This window comes from Actinomadura sp. 6K520 (assembly GCF_004349245.1).
Lineage (GTDB): Bacteria > Actinomycetota > Actinomycetes > Streptosporangiales > Streptosporangiaceae > Spirillospora.
Genome location: NZ_SMLC01000012.1, coordinates 1 through 23,096, shown reverse-complemented (window position 1 = coordinate 23,096; position 23,096 = coordinate 1). Strand labels below are relative to the sequence as shown.

Genomic DNA, 23,096 nt, shown 5'->3' with positions numbered 1-23,096 from the left:
CTTCAGGCCCGATTCCCCTAATGGGAGGAATCACCTTCGTGCCGGCCGGGAAACGTCAGGCCACAGCACGCGTACCGGTCCGGAATGGCACCGGGACCGCCGCCGAGTCCTCGGCGGGCTCGGCGGCGGTCGGCGGCGGTCCTCAGCTGGAGAAGGTGAACCAGTTGAGGTTGACGAAGTCGGCCGGCTGGCCGCTGCTGAAGGTGACGTAGACGGTGCGGGTGCCGGTCACGCCGGAGATGTTGGCGGGCACCGTCCGCCAGCTCTGCCAGCCGCCGGTGTTACCGACCGCGAAGCTGCCGAGCACCTGGCCTGTCGGGCTGTCCAGCCGGACCTGCACCAGGCCGCTGACCCCTGCCGCCGCACCCGAGGCGACCCTGGCCTTGAACTGCGTCGCCGGGGTGCCGCCGAAGTCGACGTCGTCGTAGCGCAGCCAGTCGCCGTTGCCGACGTGGCTGACGTTCTGGCCGCCTCCGGAGTCGGTCGTCGTCTCCAGCTGCGTGCCCGACTGGGCCTGGCGGCTCTCGGCCTGGATGGTGGAGCGGGCGTCGACGGTGTCCCCCGGCGGGGGTGTGGTGCCGCCGCCGCTCTGCCAGACCGCGACGTAGTCGACGAGCATCGGGCGGCCCGAGACGGTGTCCGCGGTGGGCGTGCCGTGCCCGGCGACGCCGTTGGGGAACGCGCCGCCCATGGCCACGTTGAGCAGCAGGAAGTAGCCGGCGTGCCCGGTCATGTTCGCCCACGTGGTGGAGTCGAACTGGTTCTGGCTGACGCTGTGGTACTGCTGGCCGTCCACGTACCAGCGAAGCTGGTTGGGGCTGACGCTGCGGTCCCACTCGAAGCGGTAGGTGTGCATCGCCGACTGGCAGGACGCCCCGGGGCAGGTGCGGCTCGCGCCGATCCCGCTGCTCTCGTTGCACGGCCCGCCGGGATTGGTGCCGCAGTGCAGGACGCCCCAGACCGAGTTGATCCCGTTGACGTTCTCCATGATGTCGAACTCGCCGATCGCCGGCCAGTTCTGGTAGTTGCCCCGGTACGGGGAGCCGAGGGCCCAGAACGCCGGCCAGTAGCCGAGAGCCTGGTTGCCGGTGACATTGGGCATCTGCAGGCGTCCCTCGATGCGCAGGACGCGGCCGTCGGCGGGCTTGAAATTCGTGCGCTGGGTCTCGATGCGCGCCGACGTCCATTCTCCCGAGGCGGACTTGACCGGGGTGATCCGCAGGTTGCCGCCGCCGTCCAGGCCGAGGTTGGCGGGGTCGGCGGTGTAGCGCTGGATCTCGCCGGTGCCCCAGTTGGCGGGACCGCCCGGGTAGCCGTGGCCGGTATCGATGATCCAGTTCGCGGACGAGGGGGGCGCGCCGGCCGGGCCGTCGAAGTCGTCGCTCCAGACCAGGCTCCAGCCGTCCGGGGGCGGTGGGACGGACGCGCCGGCCGCCGGTGACAGGGCGGCGGTCGCGACCGCCGCCGGGAGCGCGGCGGCGGCCACGGCGAGAGCGCACCTGCGCCAGCGGCGTGGACGTCTCGATGGGGTCATGGCGGGGGCCTCCAGAGTTGGGGTGGAGCAGGCGCGGGGGTGCCTGCCCTCTGGTGGGGCCAATGTCGTTCGTTCTCGCGGACCCGTCAAGAGTCAGAGAGCGCTCTCTTTCATGCTTCCAGGCAGGAATCACCGTTGAACAGGAGTTATGTCTCTCCTGATTTTTCCCTGGTACAGACGAGAGAGCCGCTCTCTTGACAGTCCTGCCAGGTGAAGCCATCCTCTGCGAGAGCGCTCTCTCAACCGATCTGGTTGATCCCGAAACCACCCCCGAGGACAGCCATGCGCAGATCTCACCGCCGTCTCGCCTCCGGCCTCATCTCCGTCGCCGTCCTGGCGCTCGGCCTCTCCGCCTGCGGAGACGCGGGCTCCGACGCCGGCTCGGACGGTACGGTCACGCTGACCGTCGACACCTTCAGCACCTTCGGCTACGAGGAGCTGTTCAAGCGGTACGAGGCCGCCCACCCCGGCATCAAGATCAAGCACCGCAACGTGGTGCAGCTCGACGAGTACCTGCCCCGCCTGGAGCAGTGGATCGCCGCGGGCAGCGGCGCCGGCGACGTCGTCGCCATCGAGGAGGGCATCCTCACCAAGTTCATGGCCGGCCCCGACAAGTTCGTGAACCTGCTCGACCACGGGGCGGGCTCCCTCAAGGGCGGGTTCCTCGACTGGAAGTGGAAGCAGGCGCTCAGCTCCGACGGGAAGTACCTGGTCGGCCTGGGCACCGACATCGGCGGCCTCGCCATGTGCTACCGCACCGACCTGTTCGAGAAGGCGGGCCTGCCGACCGACCGCGACGAGGTCGGCGAGCTCTGGCCGACCTGGGACGCCTACATCGCCACCGGCCGGAAGTACGCCGCCGAGGTGCGGGACTCCAAGTTCGTCGACGGCTCGGTGAACCTCTTCAACACGATCCTCGCCCAGACCGCGAGCCAAAGCGCCGGCTACACGTTCTTCGACACCTCCGGCAAGCTCGTGGCCGGCAGCAACCCCCCGGTCAGGAGCGCGTGGGACACGACCCTGCGGATCCAGCAGGCCGGGCTGTCGGCCGGGCTGAAGTCGTTCGAGCCCAGCTGGGGCTCCGGCTTCAAGCAGGCCGGGTTCGCGACCATCGCGTGCCCGTCCTGGATGCTCGGCGTCATCAAGGAGAACGCCGGTGCGGAGGCGTCCGGCAAGTGGGACGTCGCGGCGATCCCGGGCGGCTCGGGCAGCCGCGGCGGCTCGTTCCTGGCGGTGCCCAAGCAGAGCCGGCACGCCAAGGAGGCGGCCGAGCTGGCGAAGTACCTCACCAGCGTCGAGAGCCAGATCGCCGCGTTCAAGGCGCGCAACAACCTGCCGTCGTCCCCGCAGGCGCTGGACGACCCCGCGGTGACGTCGTTCAAGAACGAGTACTTCAACGACGCCCCGGTCGGGCAGATCTACGCCCGCGGCGCGAAGGCGATCAAGCCGCTCTACCTGGGCGCCGACACCAACCCGGTGCAGCAGCGCTTCGAGGACGCGCTGCTCGCGCTGGAGCAGGGCAGGCTGGCACCCGACGCGGCATGGAAGAAGGCACTCGACGACGCCGAACGCGAGGCTCGATGACGGTCTCCATCGGCTCCCGCGCGGGATCCCGGGCGGTCCGGCCGCCCGGGGCCCCGCCCCCGCGCCGCGGGCCGCGCACCGTGCTCGCCCGGTGGGACGTGAAGTTCTCGCCCTACCTGTTCATCTCCCCGTACTTCCTGCTGTTCTTCCTCTTCGGGCTCTTCCCGATGGGCTACACGGTCTGGGTGGCCCTGCACGACTGGGAACTGCTCGGCACCCGCGAGTTCGTGGGCCTGGAGAACTTCCGGCTCGTCCTGACCGACCCGCAGTTCTGGAACGCGGTCCGCAACACCCTCGGCATGTTCGTCATCGCCACCGTCCCGCAACTGCTGCTCGCGCTGGTGCTGGCGAACGCGCTCAACCAGCGGATGCGCGCGCGGACGCTGGTGCGGATGGGCGTGCTCGTCCCGATGGTCACCTCGATCGCCGCGGTGGCCATCGTCTTCGGCCAGCTGTTCAGCCGGGACTTCGGCATGGTCAACTGGGTGCTCGGCTGGTTCGGGGTGGAGAACCTCGACTGGACCGCGCGGCGCTGGACGTCCTGGCTGGCGATCTCGGTGATGGTCGACTGGCGGTGGACGGGCTACAACGCGCTGATCTACCTGGCCGCGATGCAGTCCGTCCCGCGCGACCTGTACGAGGCCGCGGCGATCGACGGGGCCTCCCGCGTCCGCCAGTTCTGGTCGATCACGCTGCCGATGCTGCGGCCGACCATCATCTTCACCGCGATCGTCTCCACGATCGGCGGGTTCCAGCTGTTCACCGAACCGCTGCTGTTCGGCAACGGCGACATGGCCGGGGGATCGCTGCGGCAGTTCCAGACGGTCACCATGTACATGTTCGAGAACGCTTTCCGGCGGTTCGACTACGGCTACGCGTCCGCCGTCTCCTGGATGATCTTCATGCTCATCCTGCTCGGATCCCTCCTCAACTTCGTGTGGCTGCGCCGCATGGGAGGAACCAAATGATGATCCAGAAGACGCCCGGGAGGCCCCGGGCGAGGCGCGGCGGCGCCGTCGCGGGGCTGTGGCACGCCGGGCCCCTCACCCGGATCACGCTGCTGGCGACGATCGTGCTGTCGGTGTTCCCCATCTACTGGATGCTCGTCGTCGCGACCCGCACGAACGACGTCGTCGGCTCGACGCCGCCGCCGCTCGTCCCGGGCGGCGAGCTCGGCCGCAACCTGTCCCGGCTGTTCGGCAACGAGCAGGCGCACTTCACCCTCGGGCTGCTCAACTCCGCCATCGCCGCCAGCACGGTCACCGTCTCCACGCTGCTGTTCGCCTCGCTCGCCGGATTCGCCTTCGCCAAGCTGCGCTTCCGCGGCCGCGGCGCGCTGCTGCTGGTCATGCTGGCGACCATGATGGTGCCGGTGCAGATGGGCATCATCCCGCTGTACATGCTGATGGCCGAGATCGGCTGGACGGGGAAGCTCCAGGCCGTCATCGTGCCGTTCCTGGTCACCGGGTTCGGCGTGTTCATGATGCGGCAGTACACGATGCAGGCCGTCCCCGACGAGCTCATCGAGGCCGCCCGCATCGACGGCTGCTCGACCTTCCGCATCTACTGGAACGTGGTCCTGCCCGTCCTGCGGCCCGCCATGGCCGTCCTCGGCCTGTTCACCTTCATGCAGACCTGGAACGAGTTCATCTGGCCGCTGGCCGTGCTCGACCCCGACAACCCCACCGTCCAGTACTCCCTCAACCTGCTGAACGGCGCCTACTACACCGACTACTCGCTGATGTTCACCGGCACCGCGGTGGCCACGCTGCCGCTGCTCGCCGTCTTCGTCCTGTTCGGGCGGCAGATCATCAGCGGGATCATGGACGGCGCCCTCAAAGCATGACGAGCCACCCCACACCACCGGAGAGACCAGCCAGAACGATGACGGCCACCACGCCCCGGACCGACGACCGGCCCCTCACCTTCCCACCCGGTTTCGTCTGGGGAGCCGCCACCGCGGCGTACCAGATCGAGGGCGCGGCACGGGAGGACGGACGCGGCCCCTCGATCTGGGACACCTTCAGCCGTGTCCCGGGCAAGGTCGCGGGCGGGCACACCGGCGACGTGGCATGCGACCACTACCACCGGTACCGCGACGACATCGGCCTGATGGCCGGCCTGGGGCTGCCCGCCTACCGCTTCTCGGTGGCCTGGCCGCGGGTGCAGCCCGACGGCTCCGGCCCGGTCAACCCCCGCGGCATCGGCTTCTACGACCGGCTGGCCGACGAGCTGCTCCAGGCCGGGATCACGCCGTACGCCACCCTCTACCACTGGGACCTGCCGCAGGCACTGGAGGACCGCGGCGGCTGGACGGCCCGCGACACCGCGCTGCGGTTCGCGGACTACGCCGGCATCGTGCACGCCCGCCTCGCCGACCGCGTCGACACCTGGACGACGGTCAACGAGCCTTGGGTGGCCGCGTACCTCGGCTACGGAGCGGGCGTGCACGCCCCCGGCCGGACCAGCGCCGCCGACGCGTTCCGCGCCGCGCACCACCTGCTCGTGGCGCACGGCCTGGCCGCGCGGCGGCTGCGGGACGGCGGGGCCGGCCGCGTCTCGCTGACCCTCAACCTCGCCCCGATCGTCGCCGGCGGCACCTCCGAGCGGGACACGGCCGCCGCCGACCTGGTGGACGCGATGCTGAACCGGCAGTTCCTCGACCCGGTGCTGCGCGGCGCGTACGCCGAGCCGGTGCTGGCGGTGGCGGCCCGGAACGGGGGACTCGACCACATCCGCGGCGACGACCTGGCCGTGATCGCCGAGCCGATCGACTCGCTCGGCATCAACTACTACAACCCGACCTACGTGGCGGCCGTCCCCGGCGCCCCGCCGAACCCCGCCTACCCCGGCTCCGCGGGCATCGCGTTCCCGCCGGCCGGGCCGCCGCTCACCGCGATGGGCTGGCCCATCGTCCCGGACGGCCTGGGCGACCTGCTGATCCGGCTCAGCCGCGACCACCCGGGCGTGCCCCTCGTCGTCACCGAGAACGGCGCCGCGTTCCACGACGTCCCCGACGCGGACGGGCGGGTGCGCGACGACGCCCGCATCCGGTACCTCGACGGGCACCTGCGCGCCGCGCACGCCGCGGTCGCCGCCGGTGCGGACCTGCGCGGGTATCTCGTATGGTCGCTTCTGGACAATTTCGAGTGGGCCGAGGGCTACGGCAAGAGGTTCGGCATCGTCTACGTCGACTACGCCGACGGACGCCGCCAGCCCAAGGACAGCGCGCGGTGGTTCCGCGACGTCATCGCCCGCAACGGACTCGGGGGAAAGCCGGCATGAAACGTCCCACGCTGGAGGCCGTGGCGGCCAGGGCAGGGGTGTCCCGCGCCACGGTGTCACGCGTGGTCAACGGATCGGACACCGTGAACCCCGAGATCCGCACGGCCGTACTGCGCGCGGTGGAGGAACTCGGCTACGTCCCGAACTCGGCGGCCCGCAGCCTGGTCACCCAGCGGACGGGATCGATCGGGCTGGTGGTCTCCGAGCCGCCCGCCCGCGTCTTCTCCGACGACCCCTTCTTCTCCCAGGTCATCCGTACGGTGAGCCAGGAGCTGGAGGCCGCCGACAGACAGGTCGTGCTCATGATGCCGTCCTCGCCGCGCGGGCAGGCGAGGGTCGAGCGGTACGTCGCGGGCGGCCACGTGGACGGCGTCATCCTGCTGTCCCTGCACGGCGCGGACCCCCTGCCCGCGGCGCTCCTGCGGACGGGCGTCCCCGTGGTGTCGCACGGCCGGCCGGTGTCCACGGCCAGCCCCCCGTACTGCGACGCCGACAACGTCGGGGGCGCGCGGGCCGCCGTGCAGCACCTCCTGTCCAGGGGCCGGCGGCGCATCGCCACCATCAGCGGCCCGCCCGACATGTCCGCGGCGCTGGACCGGCTGGCCGGCTACCGCGAGCTCCTGTCCGACAGCGGCCGCCGGTCGCTGGCCGCCATCGGGGACTTCACCCGCGAGTCGGGGGCGGCCGCGATGAGCCAGCTCCTGGAGGACGATCCCGGCCTCGACGCGGTGTTCGCCGCGAGCGACCTGATGGCGATCGGGGCCCTGTACACCCTGCGCAAGGCGGGCCGCCGCGTCCCCGACGACGTCGCCGTCGTCGGCTTCGACGACATCGACGCCGCCCGCTTCACCGATCCGCCGCTGACCACCGTCCGGCAGCCGATAGCCGAGGTCGCCGGCACGATCGTCCAGATGCTCGTGCACGGAGTGGACGCCAAGGCCGACCCGGTGATCTTCCCCACCGAACTCATCGTCCGCGACTCCACCTGACCCGGTCCCCGGGACGGGCACCGTCGGCCCGGCTCACCCCCCGACCGGGACGGCCGTGATCACGAGGTTGTCGCGGTAGCGCCCCGTCCGGGAGTCGAAGGGGCCGCCGCAGGTGATGACGGTGAGGCGGGGGCCGCCGTCGCGGGAGAACAGCTCCTCCAGCGGCATCGCCCCCTTGCCGATGACCTCCCGGGCGACCGCGCGGTACCTGACGGTGCGGCCGTCGGCGAGGCGGACGGCCAGCCGGTCGCCGGGCGAGACCCGGCGCAGGGCGGCCAGGGCGCCGAGCCCGCGGCGCCGGGAGTCGACGTGCCCGGCGAGAACCGCCGACCCGGCACGCGAGCCGGGGCGGGTCCCGTACCGGTACCAGCCGACGCGGGACACGTCGCCGGGAAGCGCCATGGCGCCGCGCCGGTCGACGCCCATCGGCACTACCGCCGTGTGAAGCCCGACGGACGGCACCGTGAGTTCCACCGGCCGGGCGGGTGCCGCGGGCCCCCGCCCGGCCGTACCGGCCGCGGCCGGGTCCCCACCCGTCGCGGCGGTGCGGTCGAACGGGGGCCGCTGACCGGTCTCGGTGAGCCCGTCCCCGGTGGCCGCATCCCACAGCGCGGCCCCGCCGGCGCCGGTCCCGAGCAGACCGGCGCCGGCGAGGACGAGCAGCAGGCGCGCTGATCCGGTCATCGGCCGGCGCCGGCCGTTCAGCGCGGGTCGCCGCGCAGGGCACCGCGCCGGCGCAGGACGAGCAGCCGCGCGCCCGCGCCGACCATCACCAGGAACGCCAGCCCGGTCGCGCCGGCCAGCCAGCCGGGAGCACCGCCGTCGAGGCCGGCCGCCTGACCGCCGGTTCCGCCGGGGACCCCGCCGGGAGCGGACTGCAGGCCGGTGATGGTCTGCACGGCGAGCCTGAGGTTCTCCTCCTCCGCGCTGCCCCACGCGTAGACGATGGTGTTGGCGCCCTCGGCGACGGTCAGCGGGGTCGGCCCGATCACGACGGTGTCGGTTCCCGCGAGGGTGACGTCCGCGCTGACCGTTCCCGCCGGTACCTCGGTGACGGCCTCGTCGGGATTGGTCAGGTTCCGCACGATCGCGGAGCCGTCGGCCCGCACGTCCACGGCGGGGGCGGCGGCGACGTGCCGGACGGTCAGCCTGCCCTGGCCCGCCGGAACCCTGGAGACGTCGTTGACGTAGGCGTTGAGCGCCGGGCTCCCGCTTTCGTCGAGGTTGGCCGTCAGCGTGACGTCCGTTCCCCCGGTCACCTCGACGGTCCGCTCGACGGCCGGTGTGCCGCCGGGCCCCTGGCCCGCCTGGAACACCGCGATGTCGTAGCTGCCCGCGGGAAGTTGCAGCGGGTCGCTGAGCGAGCCGGGCGTGAAGTCCGCCAGCACTTCCTCGCCGTTCGCGAAGACGTCCACGGTCAGGCCGGGAATTCCGTGCAGGACCCGGACGGTCGCCGTCGCCTGCGCGGCCGCATGCGGTTGGCGGGGGGCCTGTGCGGTCGTCGCGAAGGCGGCGGTCGCCGTTGCCGCGGCGAAGGCGGTCGCGGCCAGGACGGCCGTCACCAGTCTGCGCATTCGGGACTCCCTTCGTAAGGACCGATCATGAGAGAGGCTTTCGCGCCATTCCTTTTCGGTCTCGGCTCGTTGTTTCCGGCGGGTAGTCGAGTAACCGCGCGAAAAGCAAAGACTGCTTTAGCGAAAAAAGAGGGACGTCGCGTCAACGGCGAGAACCGCGGTGTTCATGCGGGCCGCGACAGCCGCTTGTGCGCGGCGACCACGAGACCGGCCACCGCGGCGATGGCCCGGATGCGCAGCCACACCTGCCCGCCGATGGGGGCGGTGCCGAACACGGTGTTCATGGCCGGCAGGCAGGTGACGGCGAGCTGGGCGGCGGCCTGCGCGGTGACACCCGCGCATCCACCGCTACGTCCCCGGGTTCTTCGGAAGCGGCATCGGCGCTTCTCGCAAGCACCTTCACGAACCGACCGGACCCGCCCGTTCCCTCAGCCGCCGCAGCAGGCCCGTCCACCCGTCGCCGGTCTCGTCTTCCAGGGGGAGCGGGAGGCCGCTGTGCCGGAGCGTGAGGCTCGTCCCGCCGTCCGCGGGCGCCAGGGTCACCTCTACCCGTGACCCTCCGGGCGGGATGGCGGGCGCCTCCGGCGCCGGCTCCCAGCCGAAGGTGAAGACGATCCGCTCGTGCGGGAGGATCTCCACGAACTCCCCGCGCATCACCGGGCGCGGCCCGTCCGGCATGGAAACCGTCAGGACGCCGCCGGGCCGGGCGTCGACCTCGGCCCGTCCCCACCACTGCGCCAGCCGCGCGGGGTCGGTGAAGAACCGCCAGACCGTCTCCGGCGGCGCATCGATCCACACGGTCCGCTCGATCGTCGCGTTCACGATCGTCCCCCCTCTTCCTGTTCGGCCGCCTGCTTCAGGCGCGCGAGCGGACCGGACCAGAACGTGTCGAAGAACTCCGCCGCCTCGGCGAGGCCCGCCGTCCTCAGCCGGTAGAGGCGGCGGTTGCCCGCGCGCCGGACGTCCAGCAGGCCGGCCGTGACCAGCACCCGCAGGTGCTGGGAAACGGCCGGGCGGCTGATGCCGGGGCAGTGCGCGGCGATCTCGCCCGCCGGCATCTCCCCGTCGCGCACCAGCATCAGGATCGTGCGGCGGGTCGGATCGGCGACCGCCCGCAACACCTCGTCCACCGGTGGGCCTCCTCGGTTGCCTGCCCGAAAGCCAGCATGTAAGTATTTAAGCAACATCTTACATAGATCCAGGAGAAGAGGACCATGACCCCCGAGAACGCGCGCCTGGACCCCCTGGTAGGGAGCTGGCGCACGGCGGGACGGACGGTGTCCGGCCCGGCGGTGGAGATCAGCGGAACCGACACCTACGAGTGGATGACCGGCGGAGCGTTCCTGCTCCACCGCGCCGATGTGCGCATGGGCGACGAAGAGCTCGAGGTCATCGAGATGATCGGCCCCTACGACCCGGTGACCGGGACGTGGCCCATGCGTTCGTTCGACAGCCGGGGCGCGTTCGGCACCATGCACGCCACCGTGGACGACGACGTCTGGACGTTCGCGAGCGCGACCGAGCGCGCGACGCTCACGGTCACCGGCTCCACCATGGCGGCCAGATGGGAACGCGCGGAGAACGGCTCGGACTGGACCGACTGGATGGACATGACCTTCACCCGCATCCCGCCGACGCCGACGACCCCGGCGTGACGTCGTTCATGGACGAGCGCCGCCCGTGCGATGGACCCCGGGCGGCCGCCGAGCCGGAGGTCCGGGGCCGCACGGAGGCGGTCAGCGGTTGTCTGCGCATCAGCCGGGCGATCGAGAACGGTGACCATGTGGAGGCGGTGCGGCTCACCCGGGGCCATCTCCGGGCGGCCACGCCGTTCGTCGTCTCCAGGGGCGGCCAGGTGCGCGCCGTCGACCAGGGAGGCCGCCGCGGAAAGCCGCGCGGCTGAAAGGCCACCGGCACCGTCGATATTCGACCGTGGCCACGCGCAGCGCGGCGGTGCCGTGCTCCTAAGTGGCGGGGCGGGTGGCGGTGCCGAGGATGTGCGGGGCGAACGGAAGCGTCGGCCGGGTTCGGGGCCAGTTCACCTTCCGTGCCCGCACGTCGGTGAACCCGGCTCGCCCGATGGCGGCGGCGGTGTCGGTGGCGAGGTGGCAACCGCCGTTGAGCAGCGGCCACACGGTGGCGTCCAGGACGCGCTGGGTGCGGCGCAGTCCGGGCCCTTCGGCGCGGACGTGCTCGAAGAAGTGCAGCCGTCCGCCGGGCCGCAGCACGCGCAGCATCTCGGCGAGGGCGGCGTCGCGGTCGCGGACCGAGCACAGCATCAGGCAGGCGACCACGGCGTCGAAGCCGCGGTCGGGTGCGGCCAGGTGCTCGGCGACGCCGTCGGTGACGGTGACCGGGACCGGGGCGGTCGCGGCGGCGGTCTCGGCCAGGTGCCGTAGGTGCGGTTCGGGTTCAACGGCGATCACTTCGGTGACCCCGGGCGGGTAGTGGGGGAAGTTCGCACCGGTGCCGGCGCCGACTTCGAGGACGCGTCCGGTGGTGCCGGCGAGCAGGGCCCGGCGGTGCTCGGTGACGCCGCCGTCGTCCATGGCCGGGGCGACGCGGGCGTAGCACCGGGCGAACACCGGATGTCCCCGCCTCCTGATCTTGCGGCTCACCCGGCCGGTCGTGTGGTTCATCGTTGCCGTCTCCTTCGGTTCGCGGGGGGCGGGCGCTACGCTCTCTACGGAGGTTACGACATAGTGAAGCGACTTCACAATGATGATGGTTCCGCATTTTCGGACGCGGCGGCGGGCGCGGCGCTGGAGAAGCTGTTCTCGCTGGCGGTGGTGACGCACCAGTACATGGAGGAGGGCATGGCCGCGCGGGGGCTGTCGCGGGCCCGCGCGACGGTGCTGTGGAACCTGAACGAGCGGGGGCCGATGACGCAGCGGGCGCTGGCCGACGCGATCGGCGTGTCGCCGCGGAACGTGACCGGCCTGGTGGACGCGCTGGAGGCCGACGGGTTCGTGGCGCGCGGCCGTCATCCGAACGACCGCCGGGCGACGCTGGTCGCGCTCACCGACAAGGGCACCGCGACCATGAGCGGTCTGCGGGACGAGTACGACCAGGGCGCCGCCCGGCTGTTCGAGGGGGTCGCGGCGTCCGACCTGGAGGGGTTCGTCGCCACGGTGGATCACCTGCTGGTGCGACTCGGCCAGGAGTCCTGCTGATCAGCCGGACGGCGTCGTAGGCCGGTACGCGGTACTCGCCGCGGCGGCACACCACGATCTCGGCGCCCTCGGGCAGTTCGCTGGTGCATCCTCCATAGATCCATGGAATATTGTGGTCAGGTGCCACCGCGCGCCACCCGAACCGCACCACCCGGATCGGAGGGACCACCCGTGGGCTTCGCCGAGGACCACCTGATTCCGCTGGTCGATGAGGGCCTGGGCAACAGCGCCTACCTTCTCGACCTCGGCGACGGCCGCGCCCTGGCCGTCGACGCCGCGCGTGACCTGCGCGCCCTGCACGCCGCGGCCGGGCGGCGCGGGCTGCTGGTCGCGTACGCGGCCGATACCCATCTGCACGCCGACTTCGTGTCCGGCGCCGTGCAGCTCGCGCATGACACCGGCGCCACCGTGCTCGCCTCGGCCGCCGGGCGCCGCGCCTTCCCGCACCGCGGGCTGGCCGACGGCGACGAGGTCGAGCTGGGCGGGCTGGTGCTGCGGGCGCTCGCCACCCCCGGGCACACCGACGAGCACCTGTCCTTTCTGCTGCTGGACGGGACACGGGAACTGGGGGTGTTCACCGGCGGGTCACTGATCGTGGACTCCGCCGCGCGCACCGACCTGCTGGGCGCCGACCGCACCGAGGCGCTGACCCGCGCCCAGTACCGGTCGCTGCGCCGCCTGGCGACGCTGCCCGACGAGGTCGCCGTCTGGCCCACCCACGGCGCGGGCTCGTTCTGCTCGGCCCCGCCCGGCGCCGAGCGCACCAGCACCATCGGCGCCCAGAAGCGCACCAACCCGCTGCTGGCCGCACCCGGCGAGGACGCCTTCGTCCGCGACCTGGTGGCGAGCCTGGGCTCCTATCCGGCCTACTTCGCCCGCCTGACCGAGGTCAACCGGCGCGGCCCGGCCGTGCCGGCGGGCACGCCGCGCCTGCCGGAGCTGGACGCCCGGCAGGTCGAGGCGCTGCCGGCGGCCGGCGGCCACGTCGTCGACGTGCGACCCGCCGCCGACTACGCCGCCGGGCACGTGCCCGGCGCGATCTCGATCCCGCTGCGCGACCAGTTCGCCACCTGGCTGGGATGGCTGCTGCCCGACGACGCGCCGCTGGCGTTCGTCACCGCGCCGGGCCAGGACACCGCCGATATCGTCTGGCCCGCCTACAAGATCGGCTACGAGCGGCTCGCCGGGCACCTGTCCGGAGGCATGCCCGCCTGGACCGCCGCCGGGCGTCTCGTGGCCACCACCGCGTTCGTCCCCGCCGACCGGGCCCCCGGCGGCCCCTACATCGATGTGCGCCAGCAGGCCGAATTCGCCACCGGGCACGTGCCCGGCGCCTTCGGTGTCGAACTCGGCGACCTGACCGGCCGCGCGGCCGCGGTCCCCGCGGGCGCGGTGGTGGCCTGCGGGCACGGCGAACGCGCCATGACCGCCGCAAGCCTCCTGGAACGGGCCGGACGCACCGACGTGACCGTCCTGGACGGCGGCCCCGCCGACTACGCCGCCGCCCACGGCCTGCGGCTGGACCAAGGACCCGGAGGGAACACGGCGTGAGCGCTCCCGGCTCGACGCCGCCAGGCCGCCCGGTCCGGCTGGGGCTGGCCGAGAACTGGCCGCAGTTCACCCTGCTGGTCATCGTCAACGTCTGCGTCGGCGCCCTGGTCGGCCTCGAACGCACGACCGTCCCGCTCATCGGCACCGAGGTCTTCGGGCTCACCAGCGACCTGGCGGTGTTCTCCTTCATCATCGCCTTCGGCGTCACCAAGGCGCTGACCAACCTCGCCGCCGGAGCGCTGACCGCCCGGTTCCGCCGCAAGCAGCTCCTGGTCGCCGGCTGGCTGATCGGCGTCCCCGTGCCGTTCGTCCTGGCGTGGGCGCCGTCCTGGGGCTGGATCGTGGCCGCCAACGTCCTGCTGGGCGTCAACCAGGGCCTGGCCTGGTCGATGACGGTCAACATGAAGATCGACCTGGTCGGCCCCGCCCGCCGCGGCCTGGCCACCGGCCTGAACGAGGCCGCCGGATACGTCGCCGTCGGCGCCACCGCCCTGGCCACCGGCTACCTCGCCACCGCCTACGGCCTGCGCCCCGCACCCGAACTCATCGGTGTCGTCTTCGTGGCCGCCGGCCTGGCCCTGTCGCTGATCGTGCGGGACACCGCCGCGCACGTCGCCCTCGAACTCGCCCAGCACCCCGAATCCGCACTGGGCGGAGACGCGGCCGGGAAACCGGCCGGGCTCACCGCCACGTTCGTCCTCACCTCCTGGCGCCACCGCTCCCTGCGCGGCGCCAGCCAAGCCGGACTGGTCAACAACCTCAACGACGGCCTCACCTGGGGCGTCTTCCCCCTGCTGTTCACCGACCACGGCCTCGGCCTGGCCGCCGTCGGCCTCATCAAGGGCCTCTACCCGCTGCTGTGGGGCCTCGGGCAGATCCCCACCGGCCACCTCGCCGACCGCATCGGCCGCAAACCCCTCATCGTCACCGGCATGCTCGTCCAGGCCGCCGGATTCGTCCTCGCCCTGGCCCTGCTGGACCGGCCACTGCTGGCGGGAATCCTGTCGGCCGTCGCGCTCGGCATCGGCACCGCCATGGTGTACCCCGCTCTCATCGCCTCGGTGTCCGACCACGCCCACCCCACCTGGCGCGCCAACGCGCTCGGCGCCTACCGGTTCTGGCGCGACATCGGCTACGCCGCCGGCGCCCTGGTCGCCGGCGTCCTCGCCGACACCCTCGGCCTCAACGCCACCGTCATCGCCGCCGCCGTCCTCACCGCCGGCTCCGGGCTGCTCGCCGCCCGCTGGATCACCGAACACCACGCCGGCACACCCTCGAACGCGGCCGCGAACCGCCCGTGACGCTCGTCGATGACCGGCGCCGCGCAGGTCAGCCGGTCCCGTCCGGGCGCGTGGAGTTGCGTTATGCGGGTCCTTGGTGTGCGCTCAACGCGTGCCACAGGAGACATTTGATGTTGTGGCCACCGGGCGCAGGCCGGCCACCGACGAGCTCGGGATGGAGACGCTCGGGCTGCTCCCCGGCGATCCGCTCGACGTGGACGACTCCGGGCTGGTGCACGCCGTCCCCGGCGGCTGGCTCTACGCGGCCGGCGATGTCACCGGGCGCGCACCGCTGACCCATCAGGGCAAGTACGCCGCCCGCGTGGTCGGCGACGTGATCGCCGCCCGCGCGGCCGGCGCCGATGTCCGGGCACGGCCGTGGACCGCGTATGCGGCCACCGCCGACCACCATGCCGTACCGCAGGTGGTTTTCACCGCCGGGGGCCGCTCGCCGATGCCATCGTCCGCCGCTTCATGCGAGCCGGACGAGGGCGACTGGGCGAGCGCTGTTGGGGGAAGGGGTGCCATGTGGGAGTGGTCGGCCGCGTGGACGCCTATCAGCGGCGGCATCGTTGGGCGGGTCTGCCGCTGGCGGTGGTGTACAAGTTCGCGGACGACCAGGGCCCGTACCTGACGGCGTTGATCACCTTCTACGGGTTCCTGTCGCTGTTTCCGCTGCTGCTGTTGCTGGTCACCGGGCTGGGGTTCGCGTTGGAGGGCAGCCCCGGGCTGCAGCAGCGCGTACTGGATTCGGCACTTGCGCAGTTCCCGGTCATCGGTGACCAGATCGGCGCGAACATCGGATCCTTCCGCGGCAGCAACCTGGCCCTGGCCGCGGGAGTCGTGAGCGGTCTGTACGGCGGCCTGGGCGTCGTACAGGCCGCGCAGAACGCCCTGAACAAAATGTGGGGAGTTCCGCGCAACTCCCGGCCGAACCCCGTCGCCGCCAGGGTGCGCAGCCTGGTGCTGCTGGCGGTCGGCGGCGCGGCGATCCTGGCGACCACGCTGCTGTCGGCGGTGACCGCGTCCGGTGGTGTCTTCGGCGCCGGTGTGCGGGCGGTGGCCATCGTGGTGGCCGTTGCCCTCAACGTCGTGCTGTTCACGGTGGCGTTCCGGGTGCTGACCGCCCGGCGGCTCACCATCGCGCAGGTCCGGGCAGGGGCGATCGGCGCGGCGCTCGTCTGGCAGGTCATCCAGTGGGCCGGGACGTTCCTGCTCGGCCACATGCTCAAGGGCGCCAGCGCCACCTACGGCATGTTCGGCATCGTGCTCGGCCTGCTGACGTGGATCTATCTGGGCGCGCTCACCTTCGTGCTGAGCGCCGAGTTCAACGTCGTCCGGGAGCGGAGGCTGTGGCCCCGCAGCCTGCTGACGCCCTTCACCGACAACGTTGAGCTGACCTCCGCGGACCGCCGTGCCTACACCTCCTACGCCGAGACCGAACGCCACAAAGGCTTCGAGAACGTCGACGTCGACTTCGACCCACCCGCACGCGCCGACCCGGACTGACCTCGCGGCCGTCCACGCAGACCGGCTCCAGTGTGCCGATCTTGTGTCCGCCGGAGTCGAGGACGGCGTGGGCACGCCATTCCCGGATATCGGCCAGCCGGATCATCATGGCCAGTTCCGGTGGGCACGACGGGGCCAGGGTTCCGCGTCTTCGTCGTCCAACTCGTCCCAGGTCGGCTGATCCCTTGCCGGTCTGCGCGGCCGGCGGGTGACCGGGTCTCGTGGCGGTGCGGCCGGGGGCGGTGGGGACGGTCTCGCGGTGGGTTCGTCCAGGCGGGGTTTGAGTCGCCGGTAGCGTTCCTCGGCATCCTCGACGCTGAGGTCGAGGACGGCGGCGATCTGCTCGAAGCCCAGGCCCGAGGCTTGCGCGGCCTTCAGTAGGCGAACCTCGGTCTGGTCCAGGTTCAGGCGGGCGGCGCTCAGCACCACCAGTGCTGCCACGACCTCCGCCGACGCGAGGCTCTCGCCGGTGCCGTACTGGGCTTGGTCGCCTGCGGTGATGACCGCATCGATCGCGGCGCGGTCGGGCATCGGCCGTTCTCCGGCCTCCCAGAGGAACTCCTCCACGCCGGTCGCGTAACGGGAAGTCAGGTATGCCCGCGCCTGGAGGACGCTTTGGGGTGCCGGAGCGGGCAGGCCGACGGACATCACCGCCGGTGAACGGCGGACGGCGTCCGCGGTCGAGGGGATGTGCTGCGGGGCGTGGACGGCTCGGTCCGGCGTGGTGGGAGCGTTGCGGCTTGTCGGGACCTGGACCGCGGAGGCGTGCCTTGTGGTGGTCATGAAGCTCATTTCTGGTTTCACCCGCGTCGATCTGCGATCGCGATGTCCTCGTCCACGGGTGGGCTGCTGGTCCAGGGCCGTCCGGCTCGGGGAGGAGCGGACTGCCCTGGACCACGCCGGCGCAGCCCCTGCAGTGACCGGCCGTTTCCAGCTTGACTCCTGCGGCCTGATTGCGGACACAGGCGATCCGTGCACACTTCATCACTTGTGCTGATGGCCGTTTGCCCGGCAGGAAAATGGAACAGTTTCGCGCTCCAGTGCATCTCTCCAGAAATCATTTCTGAATATTCCGGATATCCACGCGGGCGGCATGGGTCGAGTCAGACCAGGCGTTCGTGGACGTAGCACCATCTCCAGGTGGATCCCGGGTCCATCTTGGCGGCGAGCGGATGGTCGGTCTCCTGGTAATGCGCCTGGGCGTGCCGGTGCGGCGAGTCGTCGGAGCACGCTACCCAACCGCAGGTCAGGCAGATCCGGAGGGCCGTCCACGTGGTTCCTCGCGCCTCGCACACCGTGCAGCCGCGCGATCGTGGAGTGACGGGAATCAGCCCGTCCCCATGTTCGCAACGTGGTGCCGATCCGTTCGGGCTGGTGGGCATGCTCAGGGTCATGGCTTGGACTCTCATCTTGTGGTTCATCGAGAGCCCCCTTTCCGGGCACCGCGGCGCGCTGCCGTTGGATTAGTACTCCAGTTCGCAACGTGCGGGGCCGACGGTGTGCGGGTAAAGCGGCGTCCGGCGATGCGGGAAGTTGGATTCGTGGTCTTTGGCGATGATTGGCACGCCCGTGTGGGTGTTGTATCCGGGCACGATCGTGGTCACGGTCTTCAACTCCAAGGGAGGCTCTTTGACGGGTAAGGGACCGGCCTCAACGCGGTCGGCCGAGTTCGGGCGCGTGGATGGCGCCTATTACCAGTTGACCTCGCCTTCCAGCGGGCCGTAACGAGCGATGCGAGCAAGCTCGATCAGCGGGAGCGATAACCGCCGGTAGAGATTTTGCGACCTGCGAAGGCAGGGACCGTCAGCGGCTCTTCCCGGCGCGAGCGCGTGCCGTGAGCCGGCACGCGGCCGAGGGCAGGTCGCGCATCACCTGGCCGGCGTCGGGCCGCAGGGCCGGATCCTTCGCCAGGCACGCCGCCGTCAAGGTGCGCAGCCGTCCCGACAGGCGTCCGAGTTCGGGATCCTCGTTGAGGATCCGCTGCATCACAGCCGGAATCGTGTCATCACCGAACGCGGGTGATCCGTTCGCCGCGTAGGCCATCGTGGTGGCCCAGGCGAACATGTCGGCTGCCGGTCCGGCGCGTTCCCCGAAGAACTGCTCAGGGGCCATGTAAGAGGGTGTGCCGATCACCTGGCTGGTGGCGCTCGTGCTCGTGTCCAGGGCCCGTGCGATCCCGAAGTCGATCACCCGGGGGCCGTCCGGGCCGAGCAGCACGTTGGCCGGCTTGAAGTCGCGGTGCACGATGCCGGCATGATGAATGGCCGCCAGGGCGGTGGCCGCGCCCAGCGCCAGCCGGTCCAGCTCACCACCGCGGCGCGGACCCTGCCGGCGGATCAGGTCCCGCAGCGAGGGCCCGGCGACGTACTCGCACACGATGAAGGGACGCTCCCCCTCCACCTCGGCGGCCAGCACGGCGGCGGTGCAGGAACTCGCCACGCGCCGTGCGGTGGCCGCCTCGCGGACGAACCTTGCCCGCGCCCGCTCGTCATCGCCGCGGTGCATCACCTTGACCGCGACCGGCTCCCCACCGCCGGTCTCGGCGAGATAGACCACGGCCTGACCGCCCGTGCCCAGCCGCCCGAGGATCCGAAGACCACCGAGCCATGCCGGGTCGCCGGGTCGCAGCGGCTCCATGATGTCCCAACTCCCTGCCCCGCCGCGTGTCGCTGAACGCCTCGGACGGCGCCGAGGACGGCGATTCTGCCGGCGGCGGCGCCAGGAGCCGTACTTCGGGGAGCCGCGGTGCCGGCTCGCGGGGGACTCCGTTGGAGATCCGCCACCGCTCCTGGGCCGTGTTATCTGCGGCCTGCCCAACTGCCGGGACGCCGGCCGGAACCGCGACCGTTCCCGCGTCCGCCACCCCGGCCGCCGCGCGAGGTGACGAGGTGGTAGGCGACCAGTAGGACCGCCGCTCCGGCGATGGCGGTGATCCAGGTGGAGAGGTCGAAGAATCCCTGGACGCCGTCGACGTCGAACAGCCGGGTGGCCAGGAAGCCTCCCAGCAGTGCTCCGGCGACACCGATCAGGGTGGTGATGATCAGTCCTTGGGGGTCCCTGCCGGGGACCAGTGCTTTGGCGATCGCCCCGGCTATCAGGCCGAGGATGATCCAGGCGATGATGCCCATGACCGCACTCCTAGACGAGCCTTGAATCGATGACTGCCAGGCAACGGTCTTCCGAACCGGTCGAGGCAGGGGCCCGTGTGGTTCCGCAGGGGCGCGGGCACCGGGCTGTCGTGCTCGTTCGTCCCTCAGCCAATCCGGCCCGCGTCGGGACAGAAACAGCCGATCCGCAAAGAGGTCATCACCGCGACCGATGACCTCTGCGCGGATCGCCCGATTCCCGGGACCGGCCGGTGGTCTTGGCTGAGGGACGGTCAGTCGTCTGCCGGGCCCGCGCCGATATTCCGGGGCCGCCCGATGGGCGTCCTGGCGGCGCGCCGACGCCCAGGACGGGCGGTCGACGCCGACCGCTGCTCCAGCGCCTACCCCGACTATCACCGGCCCGACGAGGCCCGTGTGCGGCGGCACCGGGTGGTGATCGGTGCGCATCCCGTGATCACCAAGACGGCCGAGCAGGCGGCCGCCGAGGCCGCCGCGGAGGACGCCATGACGCGCGAGCACCACCACGAGATAGAGATCGACGCCACCGCCGACCAGGTGTGGCGGTCCATCACCGACGGCGACGAACTACCCGCTGGTTGCGTGATCAGGGACCCGTCCGGAGCCGTCCTGGCTCTCATGCAGAACCCGGAGCCCTGACCCCAATTCCGCCGTGCCCGTCGCTGAACAAGTGAAGTCTCCCCGGGAATCAAGTGGTTACAGATGATCACTGATAGGCCGTTCGAGGTTGAGGGGAGGCCGGAGCGCTGTTAGCTTCACCCGGTGGACGACATGCGTGCACAGGCGGAGGCGATCGAGGACTTCGCGGCGGCGCTGCGGGAACTGCGCAATTCGGTCGGCAATCCACCCTTCCGGGAGATGTCCGGGAGATCCGGGGCGATCTCGCACACGACGTTGCACGAGGCCACGAAGGGAAACCGGCTCCCGAGCTGGGGGACCACCGTAGAGTTCGTCAAGGCGTGCGGCGCGGATCCGGACGCGTTCCGCGAGCGCTGGGAGGCGGCGAACCAGGCGGTCAGGTCGGTGAGCGCACGCAAGGCGGAGGTCGCTCGTCCGGCCGGTGAGCTCGCGGCCGCAAGCGCCGTGGAACCGCGTGCCGTGGACGTCGACATCGGCTCCCCGGCGCCCTCGGCCACCTCGGTGTCCGTGCCCATGCCTCCGGAAGAGGCCGCCGACGATGGGCAGCCGAACCTCGCCGCCGCGCGGGGGCGGTTTCGGGTCGGGCGGCTGGGCATGTTGGCCGCGGTGGTCGTCGGCGCGGGGACGGTGATCGTCGTCGCGGTCGCCGTCGATCGCGGTCCCGAGGCCGGCGGGGACGGGCTGAAGCCGGTCGACAGCCGGTCGAAGGCCGCGCTGTCGCCGGCCGACTGCCCGGTCAAGGCGACCAATCCGCCGCCGGCGCCGCCCACGCACAAGGGCGACGCGGCCGCTTTCATAGCGGACATCACCCTGCCCGACTGCACGCGCGTCGGCGGAGGCAGGACCGTGACCAAGGTGTGGCGGCTCAAGAACGCCGGGAAAGTGCCGTGGGAGGGGTATTCGCTGCGTCGCCTCGACGTCCCGCAGCAGGCCGATCAATGCCAGACCATCTCCGACGTGCCGATCAATGACACGCAGCCGGGAAAGATGGTCGACATCCGGACCCAGATCACCACGCCGAAGAAGCCGGGCCTCTGCTATGTGCGGTTCAAGATGGTGGACGCCTCGGGAAAGGTCGCGTTTCCCGGAAACCGGCCCGTCAACTTCCAGGTCATCGTCGAGGAACGGTAGTTCCCCGCCGCGGCGGGGCGCGGCGGGGAACCGGGGAGCGCGGGATCAGGAGAGGGCGATCCCGCTGTAGTAGGCCCTGAGGATCCTGGGGTAGGCCCAGCCCGCGTTGGCCTTGTCGCGGGAGCCGTACTGCGACATCCAGTCTCCGGTGACCCATCCGCCGCACGCCGTCGTCGTGGAGCAGTAGTGGGCCTGGAGGATCTTTCCGCCGCGGGTCATCCGGGTGCCCCACGTCGCGTCCACCGCGGAGCTGGTCGACGCCTTCGCGGAGCCGGGCCGGTACACCTGGCTCGACGTGGTGTCGTAGACGTCGAAGCACCGGCCGTCCGACGTCTTGCGCGTCGAGTGCAGCGCCCAGTACCAGCCGTAGCTCTTGACGGCCATCGCCCCGGCCTTGAGAGACTCCCGCGGCCAGCTCGACACCCACTCGTTGGGCAGGACGTTCTTGACGTAGGTCTTGAACGCCACCCGGTCCACCCGGTCGAGGGAGACCCGGTACACGAGGATCGTCGTGGGCAGTCTGCTGTGGGTGCCGTCGGTCTTGCAGCCGGTCGATCCGGAGCTCAAGAACCGGTGCGAGGCGTTCTGGTTCTTCAGGTTGGAGTTGAGGTTGCCCTTGGCGCCGGCTTTGAAGTCCTGGTAGGTGCCGCCGTAGTTGCTGTTGTAGTAGACGCGGACGGTTTTGCCGCTGCGGTTCCAGACCGAGGCGGCCTCGTTCTTGATGCACTGGCCCTTGCCGTTGCCCGGGCCTTTGAAGTCGTAGCAGGACGGCTGCTCGGTGCCGTAGTCGGCGATCGATCCCGTGAAGTCGGAGACCGACCCCGCGTTGTTGCTGTTGTAGTAGTAGCAGAACTCGCCGCTCTCACAGACACCGTTGCGGCTCGCCGCGGAGGCGGACGTCGCCGGGACGAGCACCGTCCCGCCGAGCGCCACCGCGGCGGTCGCCGCGGTGAGCCGCGGGATCAGTCGCGCTGTTCGTGTCGACACAGTCGTCTTCCTGTTCTGGTGGGGACGCGGCGCGCTAGGCGATGTTGTAGCCCCGGGCGTGCCAGAACGAGGTCGGGTTCGGGTTGTCCAGGTGCGGGTCGTTGACGCTCTTGGCCGCGCGGGTCTGCCGTCCGAGGCGCATCTCGACGTGGGTGTGCGCGGCCGAACTGGACGACACCCCGCGCCACGCCTCGTCCGCGATGATCTGGCCGCGCCTGATCGACTGGCCCACCGCCAGCGAGGAGCGCGGGGCGGAGTGCAGGTAGATCACGGTCTTGTTCAGCGAGGCGTTGTAGATGGAGATCGTGGAGAGCCCCCCGCTGCCGTTGGCCCCGCGCGCGATGTAGATGACCTTGCCGGCCACCAGGGCGTGCACGTCCGAGCCGACGCCGCGGGCGATGTCGATGCCCTCGTGCCGGCCGGGGGTGGAGGTATAGCCGTCGAAGCCGCAGGTGATCCGGCCGCCGCTCGCCTTGTACAGGCCGGTCGTCATCCTCGTGCGCGACGAGGGCGAGAACTGGTGGGAGGCGTTCTGGTTCTTCAGGCTGGAGTTGAGGTTGCCCTTGGCGCCGGCCTTGAAGTCCTGGTAGGTGCCGCCGTAGTTGCTGTTGTAGTAGACGCGGACGGTTTTGCCGCTGCGGTTCCAGACCGAGGCGGCCTCGTTCTTGATGCACTGGCCCTTGCCGTTGCCCGGGCCTTTGAAGTCGTAGCAGGACGGCTGCTCGGTGCCGTAGT

General features: G+C 71.2%; 27 protein-coding genes and 1 pseudogene. 14 read left to right on the top strand and 14 right to left on the bottom strand.

Annotated features, from left to right (window positions below):
* Positions 1-142 precede the first annotated feature (142 nt).
* On the bottom strand, positions 143-1,534 hold the full coding sequence (locus E1289_RS05645) for a glycoside hydrolase family 16 protein (protein ID WP_131975998.1): 1,392 nt from the start codon (positions 1,532-1,534) through the stop codon (positions 143-145).
* Between the two features lie 282 nt (positions 1,535-1,816).
* Between E1289_RS05645 and E1289_RS05640 the strand changes: the two genes are divergently transcribed.
* From E1289_RS05640 to E1289_RS05620, 5 genes are read left to right on the top strand one after another with little or no spacing between them, the layout of a single operon-like run.
* Complete coding sequence (locus tag E1289_RS05640) at positions 1,817-3,118, top strand: extracellular solute-binding protein (protein ID WP_131975996.1); 1,302 nt, start codon at positions 1,817-1,819, stop codon at positions 3,116-3,118.
* Positions 3,115-4,086, top strand: coding sequence for a sugar ABC transporter permease (locus E1289_RS05635; protein ID WP_131975994.1), 972 nt, complete (start codon positions 3,115-3,117; stop codon positions 4,084-4,086). The genes E1289_RS05640 and E1289_RS05635 overlap by 4 nt, the downstream gene beginning before the upstream one ends.
* Positions 4,083-4,964: a carbohydrate ABC transporter permease gene (locus E1289_RS05630; protein ID WP_243712629.1), complete on the top strand. Its 882-nt coding sequence runs from the start codon at positions 4,083-4,085 to the stop codon at positions 4,962-4,964. Before E1289_RS05635 ends, E1289_RS05630 begins: the two co-directional genes overlap by 4 nt.
* A gap of 38 nt (positions 4,965-5,002) precedes the next feature.
* The gene (locus E1289_RS05625; protein WP_131975992.1) at positions 5,003-6,403 is read left to right on the top strand and encodes a GH1 family beta-glucosidase; all 1,401 of its coding nucleotides are present in this window, start codon (positions 5,003-5,005) and stop codon (positions 6,401-6,403) included.
* Positions 6,400-7,392, top strand: coding sequence for a LacI family DNA-binding transcriptional regulator (locus tag E1289_RS05620; RefSeq protein ID WP_131975990.1), 993 nt, complete (start codon positions 6,400-6,402; stop codon positions 7,390-7,392). Before E1289_RS05625 ends, E1289_RS05620 begins: the two co-directional genes overlap by 4 nt.
* Before the next feature lie 33 nt (positions 7,393-7,425).
* Here the strand turns inward: E1289_RS05620 and E1289_RS05615 are convergent, their stop codons facing one another.
* The 5 genes and pseudogenes from E1289_RS05615 to E1289_RS05600 all read right to left on the bottom strand — a co-directional run bounded on the left by E1289_RS05615 (position 7,426) and on the right by E1289_RS05600 (position 10,096).
* The gene (locus E1289_RS05615; protein ID WP_131975988.1) at positions 7,426-8,076 is read right to left on the bottom strand and encodes a class F sortase; all 651 of its coding nucleotides are present in this window, start codon (positions 8,074-8,076) and stop codon (positions 7,426-7,428) included.
* Positions 8,077-8,093: 17 nt separating this feature from the next.
* Positions 8,094-8,966, bottom strand: a complete 873-nt coding sequence (locus E1289_RS05610; RefSeq protein ID WP_131975986.1) for a DUF4397 domain-containing protein — start codon at positions 8,964-8,966, stop codon at positions 8,094-8,096.
* A gap of 164 nt (positions 8,967-9,130) precedes the next feature.
* Positions 9,131-9,289: pseudogene (locus E1289_RS40305) on the bottom strand (cation transporting ATPase C-terminal domain-containing protein); the annotation flags it as partial.
* A gap of 76 nt (positions 9,290-9,365) precedes the next feature.
* Positions 9,366-9,788 (bottom strand): SRPBCC family protein, encoded by a 423-nt coding sequence (locus E1289_RS05605; RefSeq protein WP_165970357.1) that lies wholly within the window; start codon positions 9,786-9,788, stop codon positions 9,366-9,368.
* A complete protein-coding gene (locus E1289_RS05600) occupies positions 9,785-10,096 on the bottom strand; it encodes a metalloregulator ArsR/SmtB family transcription factor (RefSeq protein ID WP_207928809.1) in 312 nt (103 codons plus the stop codon). Before E1289_RS05600 ends, E1289_RS05605 begins: the two co-directional genes overlap by 4 nt.
* A gap of 84 nt (positions 10,097-10,180) precedes the next feature.
* On the opposite strand from E1289_RS05600, the gene E1289_RS05595 reads away from it, so the two are divergent.
* Both E1289_RS05595 and E1289_RS05590 read left to right on the top strand, forming a co-directional pair.
* Positions 10,181-10,621, top strand: a complete 441-nt coding sequence (locus tag E1289_RS05595; protein ID WP_131975980.1) for a DUF1579 family protein — start codon at positions 10,181-10,183, stop codon at positions 10,619-10,621.
* Positions 10,618-10,869 (top strand): hypothetical protein, encoded by a 252-nt coding sequence (locus E1289_RS05590; protein ID WP_131975978.1) that lies wholly within the window; start codon positions 10,618-10,620, stop codon positions 10,867-10,869. Before E1289_RS05595 ends, E1289_RS05590 begins: the two co-directional genes overlap by 4 nt.
* A gap of 61 nt (positions 10,870-10,930) precedes the next feature.
* Here E1289_RS05590 and E1289_RS05585 read toward each other — a convergent pair whose 3' ends face one another.
* Positions 10,931-11,605: a class I SAM-dependent methyltransferase gene (locus tag E1289_RS05585; RefSeq protein ID WP_131975976.1), complete on the bottom strand. Its 675-nt coding sequence runs from the start codon at positions 11,603-11,605 to the stop codon at positions 10,931-10,933.
* Between the two features lie 63 nt (positions 11,606-11,668).
* Here E1289_RS05585 and E1289_RS05580 point away from each other — a divergent pair, with 63 nt between their 5' ends.
* The 5 genes from E1289_RS05580 (at position 11,669) to E1289_RS05560 (ending at position 16,479) form a co-directional block, all read left to right on the top strand.
* The gene (locus E1289_RS05580; protein WP_207928808.1) at positions 11,669-12,139 is read left to right on the top strand and encodes a MarR family transcriptional regulator; all 471 of its coding nucleotides are present in this window, start codon (positions 11,669-11,671) and stop codon (positions 12,137-12,139) included.
* Positions 12,140-12,310: 171 nt separating this feature from the next.
* Positions 12,311-13,690, top strand: a complete 1,380-nt coding sequence (locus E1289_RS05575) for an MBL fold metallo-hydrolase (protein ID WP_207928807.1) — start codon at positions 12,311-12,313, stop codon at positions 13,688-13,690.
* Positions 13,687-14,991, top strand: coding sequence for an MFS transporter (locus E1289_RS05570; RefSeq protein WP_131975972.1), 1,305 nt, complete (start codon positions 13,687-13,689; stop codon positions 14,989-14,991). Before E1289_RS05575 ends, E1289_RS05570 begins: the two co-directional genes overlap by 4 nt.
* Before the next feature lie 115 nt (positions 14,992-15,106).
* Positions 15,107-15,604, top strand: coding sequence for a hypothetical protein (locus tag E1289_RS38880; RefSeq protein WP_207928806.1), 498 nt, complete (start codon positions 15,107-15,109; stop codon positions 15,602-15,604).
* A complete protein-coding gene (locus tag E1289_RS05560; RefSeq protein WP_165970356.1) occupies positions 15,517-16,479 on the top strand; it encodes a YihY/virulence factor BrkB family protein in 963 nt (320 codons plus the stop codon). Before E1289_RS38880 ends, E1289_RS05560 begins: the two co-directional genes overlap by 88 nt.
* A 105-nt stretch (positions 16,480-16,584) precedes the next feature.
* Here E1289_RS05560 and E1289_RS05550 read toward each other — a convergent pair whose 3' ends face one another.
* From E1289_RS05550 to E1289_RS05535, 5 genes are all read right to left on the bottom strand, one after another.
* Entirely contained in the window at positions 16,585-17,262 is a 678-nt protein-coding gene (locus E1289_RS05550; protein ID WP_131975968.1) for a hypothetical protein, read from the bottom strand.
* Positions 17,263-17,582: 320 nt separating this feature from the next.
* Complete coding sequence (locus E1289_RS05545) at positions 17,583-17,861, bottom strand: UBP-type zinc finger domain-containing protein (RefSeq protein WP_165970361.1); 279 nt, start codon at positions 17,859-17,861, stop codon at positions 17,583-17,585.
* Positions 17,862-17,942: 81 nt separating this feature from the next.
* On the bottom strand, positions 17,943-18,083 hold the full coding sequence (locus E1289_RS38000; protein WP_165970355.1) for a hypothetical protein: 141 nt from the start codon (positions 18,081-18,083) through the stop codon (positions 17,943-17,945).
* Between the two features lie 199 nt (positions 18,084-18,282).
* Entirely contained in the window at positions 18,283-19,116 is an 834-nt protein-coding gene (locus E1289_RS05540; RefSeq protein WP_131975966.1) for a serine/threonine-protein kinase, read from the bottom strand.
* A gap of 161 nt (positions 19,117-19,277) precedes the next feature.
* Entirely contained in the window at positions 19,278-19,607 is a 330-nt protein-coding gene (locus tag E1289_RS05535; RefSeq protein ID WP_131975964.1) for a GlsB/YeaQ/YmgE family stress response membrane protein, read from the bottom strand.
* A 294-nt stretch (positions 19,608-19,901) separates the two neighbouring features.
* Between E1289_RS05535 and E1289_RS05530 the strand changes: the two genes are divergently transcribed.
* Together E1289_RS05530 and E1289_RS05525 are read left to right on the top strand one after the other, a co-directional pair.
* Entirely contained in the window at positions 19,902-20,243 is a 342-nt protein-coding gene (locus E1289_RS05530) for a hypothetical protein (RefSeq protein WP_131975962.1), read from the top strand.
* A 132-nt stretch (positions 20,244-20,375) separates the two neighbouring features.
* Positions 20,376-21,374 (top strand): NBR1-Ig-like domain-containing protein, encoded by a 999-nt coding sequence (locus tag E1289_RS05525; protein ID WP_243712634.1) that lies wholly within the window; start codon positions 20,376-20,378, stop codon positions 21,372-21,374.
* A 45-nt stretch (positions 21,375-21,419) separates the two neighbouring features.
* Here E1289_RS05525 and E1289_RS37995 read toward each other — a convergent pair whose 3' ends face one another.
* Both E1289_RS37995 and E1289_RS05515 read right to left on the bottom strand, forming a co-directional pair.
* Entirely contained in the window at positions 21,420-22,361 is a 942-nt protein-coding gene (locus E1289_RS37995) for a SpoIID/LytB domain-containing protein (RefSeq protein WP_165970354.1), read from the bottom strand.
* Between the two features lie 34 nt (positions 22,362-22,395).
* A partial coding sequence (locus E1289_RS05515; protein ID WP_131975958.1) for a peptidoglycan DD-metalloendopeptidase family protein occupies positions 22,396-23,096 on the bottom strand: 701 nt, incomplete at its 5' end.